This window comes from Streptomyces sp. WELS2, assembly GCF_013870595.1.
GTDB lineage: Bacteria > Actinomycetota > Actinomycetes > Streptomycetales > Streptomycetaceae > Streptomyces.
In genome coordinates, this window is sequence record NZ_JACBWZ010000538.1 from 1 (window position 1) to 4,421 (window position 4,421).

Sequence of the window (4,421 nt, forward strand, 5' to 3'; positions counted from 1 at the left end):
AGCGCCAGCTCGACCCGGACGCCTCCCGGCTGGTGCGGTGCCACCTGGCCGAGCTGGGCGTGGAGGTGCACACCGAGTGCCGGGTGCGGGACGTGCGCTGCGCGGCCGGCGCGGTCCGCTCGGTGGAACTGGCCGACGGTTACGCCCTCGACGCCGACCTCGTCGTCCTCGCCTGCGGGACGCGTCCCCGTACGGGTCTGGCCGAGCAGGCGGGCCTCGCCGTGCGCGAGGGCGTCCTGGTGGACGACGAGCTGCGCACCTCCGACCCGCGCATCCACGCCATCGGCGACTGCGCCCAGCACGACGGCACGGTCTACGGCCTGGCCGCCCCGGCACTCGAACAGGCCGATGCGCTCGCCGGGTTGCTCGCGGGCGACGCCACCGCCCGCTATCGCGGGACCCGTTCCCTGACCCGGCTGACCCTGACCGGTCCCGGCTCCCCCCTCGACCTCGCCGCGTTCGGCGAGACCGAGGCGCGCCCCGGCGACGACGTCGTGCGGCTCGCCGACGCCACCCGGGGCACCTACCGCAAGGTCGTCGTCCGCGACGACCGCCTGGTCGGCGGGGTCCTCGTCGGCGAACTCGGCACCGTCGGCGCGCTCGCCCGCGCCTGGGAGGGAGCGGAGCCGCTCCCCGGCGACGGGCCCCTGCTGCACCTGCTCACCAACGATGGAGGCTCCTGAATGACCGCCACCCCGGGGGCCACCCCCGCCCCCACGATCGTGCTCGTCGGCCACGGCATGGTCGGCCAGCGCTTCCTGGAGGCGCTGGCCGAGCGCGGCCTGACCGCCACGCACCGCGTGGTCGTGCTGTGCGAGGAACCGCGTCCGGCGTACGACCGCGTGCAGCTCACCTCGTACTTCTCGGGCCGTACGCCCGAGGACCTCTCCCTGACCGACATGGAGTTCGTCAAGGACCACGGCATCGAGCTGCACATCGGCGACCCGGCCGAGTCCGTCGACCGCGAGGCGCGGACGGTGACCGCGCGGTCCGGCCTGGTCGTCGGTTACGACGTGCTGGTGCTGGCCACCGGCTCCTACCCGTTCGTGCCGCCGGTGCCGAACAAGGACGCCACCGGCTGTTTCGTCTACCGCACCATCGAGGACCTGCTCGCCATCGAGGAGTACGCGAAGTCCCGGGCGACGACGGGTGCCGTGGTCGGCGGCGGGCTGCTCGGCCTGGAGGCCGCCGGGGCGCTCAAGGGGCTCGGACTGGACACGCACATCGTGGAGTTCGCGCCGCGTCTGATGCCGGTGCAGGTGGACGAGGGCGGCGGCGCGGCCCTGCTGCGCACCATCGAGCAGATGGGCCTGACGGTCCACACCGGCGTGGGCACCCAGGAGATCGTCACGGACGCCGAGGGTGCCGTCACCGGCATGAAGCTGTCCGACGGGTCCGAAGTCGCCACCGACCTGGTGGTGTTCAGCGCCGGCGTCCGGCCCCGTGACCAGCTCGCCCGGGACGCGGGCCTGACGGTCGGCGAGCGCGGCGGCATCGCGGTGGACGAACAGTGCCGGACCGTGTCCGACCCGCACGTCTTCGCGATCGGCGAGTGCGCGCTGGCCGCCGACGGCCGGGTGTACGGCCTGGTGGCGCCGGGCTACGAACAGGCCGAGACGGCCGCGGCCACCATCGCCGCCGACGAGGCCGCCTTCACCGGCGCCGACCTGTCGACCAAGCTGAAGCTGCTCGGCGTGGACGTCGCCTCCTTCGGCGACGCGCACGGCACCACCGAGGACTGCCTGGACGTCGTCTACTCCGACTCGCGCGCGGGCCTGTACAAGAAGCTGGTCATCGGCGCGGACGGCACCCTGCTCGGCGGCATCCTGGTCGGGGACGCGGAGGCGTACGGCACGCTGCGCGCGCTCACCGGCTCGGTGCCCCCCGTCTCCCCCGAGTCGCTGGTCCTGCCCGCCGGAGCGGGCGCGGGGGACCGGCTCGGCCCGTCCGCGCTGCCGGACGAGGCGGTCATCTGCTCCTGCCACAACGTCAGCAAGGGCACCATCCGCGGCGCGGTCACCGAGCACGGCTGCACCACCGTGCCCGAGGTGAAGAAGTGCACCAAGGCCGGTACCGGCTGCGGCAGTTGTGTGAAGGTGCTGGGGCAGCTGGTCACCGCCGAGCTGGAGGCGTCCGGCGTCGAGGTCGACAAGGGGCTGTGCGGCTGCTTCGCCCAGACCCGCGAGGAGCTGTACGAGATCGTCCTCGCGCTGCGCATCACCTCCTACCGGGAGCTGCTGGACCGCTACGGCCGCGAGGGCGCCCGGGGCGGGGAGGGCTGCGAGGTGTGCAAGCCGACGGTCGGCTCGATCATCGCCTCCCTCGCCCCCGCCATCGGCGCGAGCGGCTATGTCCTGGACGGCGAGCAGGCCGCGCTCCAGGACACCAACGACCACTTCCTCGCCAACCTCCAGAAGAACGGCTCGTACTCGGTCGTGCCGCGCATCCCCGGCGGGGAGATCGCGCCCGAGAAGCTGATCGTGATCGGGGAGATCGCCCGGGACTTCGGCCTCTACACGAAGATCACCGGCGGGCAGCGGATCGACATGTTCGGCGCCCGGGTGGAGCAGCTGCCATTGATCTGGGCCCGGCTGGTGGACGCCGGCTTCGAGTCGGGGCACGCCTACGGCAAGGCGCTGCGCACGGTGAAGTCCTGCGTGGGCTCCACCTGGTGCCGCTACGGCGTGCAGGACTCCGTGAAGATGGCGATCGACCTGGAGCTGCGCTACCGGGGCCTCAGGTCGCCGCACAAGCTGAAGTCGGCGGTCTCCGGCTGCCAGCGCGAGTGCGCGGAGGCCCGGTCGAAGGACTTCGGGGTGATCGCCACCGCGAACGGCTGGAACCTGTACGTCGGCGGGAACGGCGGCGCCACCCCGCGCCACGCCGACCTGCTCGCCCAGGACCTGTCCGACGCCGAACTGGTCCGGCTGATCGACCGGTTCCTGATGTTCTACATCCGCACCGCCGACCGGCTGGAGCGCACCTCCACCTGGCTGGAGCGCGTCCCCGGCGGCCTGGACCACGTACGGGACGTGGTGGTGCACGACTCGCTCGGCATCTGCGACGAGCTGGAGCGGCTGATGCGGGAGCACGTGGCGCACTACCGGGACGAGTGGGCCGAGACCGTGGGCGACCCGGAGAAGCTGGCCCGGTTCGTGTCCTTCGTGAACGCCCCGGACACGCCCGACCCGGTGGTCTCCTTCGTCCCCGAGCGCGACCAGATCAAGCCCGACCTGCCGCTGCTGACCATCGGGCTGCGGCCCGCCGACGACGTCCTGGAAGGAAGCGCCCAGCGATGACCCTGGCAGTTGAGACGACCGATCTGAAGGTCCAGCTCGGGCTGGCGGACGGCTGGTTCACGGTCTGCGACCTGAGCGTGCTGGTCCCCGGCCGGGGGGTGGCGGCCCTGCTGCCGGACGGCCGCCAGGCGGCCCTCTTCCGGGACCGCGCGGACCGGCTGTACGCCGTCGGCAACCGCGACCCGTTCACCGGGGCGGCCGTCCTCTCCCGCGGCCTGACCGGCACCCACCAGGGCCGCCCCTTCGTGGCCTCCCCCCTGCTCAAGCAGCGCTTCGACCTGCTCAGCGGCGTCTGCCTGGACGACGAGACGGTGCGGATCCCGGTGTACGAGGTGCGCACGGTGTCGTGAGACCCAGGTTTCTTGACCGATCGGTTCATCAACCATAGGCTGCCACGCATGGGCAGGACCAAGGAATTCGACCCGGACGCCGCGCTGCAGTCGGCACTCGAGCTGTTCTGGCGGCGCGGCTACGAGGCCACCTCGATGGCCGACCTGGTCGAGCACCTGGGCATCGGCAAGGCGAGCCTGTACGCGACCTTCGGCAGCAAGCACGAGCTGTACCTGAGGGCGCTGGACCGGTACGGACAGGCACAGAATCCGGTGCTGGTCCGCGAGCTGTCCGCGCCCGGCCCGGTACTGCCGGCCGTGCGCGGCCTGGTCCGGCGGTTCGCCGCCGAGGCCACCACGGCGGCCACCCGGGAACAGGGCTGCCTGGTCACCAACACGGCGGTCGAACTGGCCCCGCACGACCGGGAGGCCGCCCGCCGGGTGGAGCACAGCTGGGACACCGTCGAGACCCTGCTGCACTCCGCCCTGGCGCGCGCCCGCGCGCAGGGCGAGCTGGCGCCGGAGCGCGATCCGCTGGCCCTCGCCCGGATGCTGCTGGTACTGCTCCAGGGGCTCAGGGTCGTCGGCAAGGCGTCGGCGGACCCGGCCCGGGTGCGGGACGCGGCGGAGCAGGCCCTGGCGCTGCTGGACTGACCTCTCGCCCGAGGACGCGCCCCTCCTTGTGGGGGCGCGTTTTTCCGGCCCGCAAACTGAACCGATCGTTCCAGACAAAAGGGACTACATCATGGCGCACCGCTTCTCCGGCCGGACCGCACTCGTCACCGGCGCCGGC

4 protein-coding genes are annotated in these 4,421 nt (G+C 72.7%); all 4 read left to right on the top strand.

The window, feature by feature from the left end:
• The coding region (locus tag H5J33_RS25055; protein ID WP_181797135.1) for an NAD(P)/FAD-dependent oxidoreductase at window positions 1-683 on the top strand (683 nt) is incomplete at its 5' end.
• Entirely contained in the window at window positions 684-3,299 is a 2,616-nt protein-coding gene (gene nirB, locus H5J33_RS25060) for a nitrite reductase large subunit NirB (protein ID WP_181797136.1), read from the top strand.
• The gene (gene nirD, locus H5J33_RS25065; protein ID WP_181797137.1) at window positions 3,296-3,649 is read left to right on the top strand and encodes a nitrite reductase small subunit NirD; all 354 of its coding nucleotides are present in this window, start codon (window positions 3,296-3,298) and stop codon (window positions 3,647-3,649) included. Before nirB ends, nirD begins: the two co-directional genes overlap by 4 nt.
• 48 nt (window positions 3,650-3,697) lie before the next feature.
• Window positions 3,698-4,282, top strand: a complete 585-nt coding sequence (locus H5J33_RS25070) for a TetR/AcrR family transcriptional regulator (protein WP_181797138.1) — start codon at window positions 3,698-3,700, stop codon at window positions 4,280-4,282.
• Window positions 4,283-4,421: the final 139 nt, after the last annotated feature.

Bases quoted from the DNA above. Each gene is read 5' to 3' on its own strand.
- nirB (WP_181797136.1), top strand. From the start codon at position 684: ATGACCGCCACCCCGGGGGCCACCCCCGCCCCCACGATCGTGCTCGTC.
- nirD (WP_181797137.1), top strand. From the start codon at position 3,296: ATGACCCTGGCAGTTGAGACGACCGATCTGAAGGTCCAGCTCGGGCTG.
- H5J33_RS25070 (WP_181797138.1), top strand. From the start codon at position 3,698: ATGGGCAGGACCAAGGAATTCGACCCGGACGCCGCGCTGCAGTCGGCA.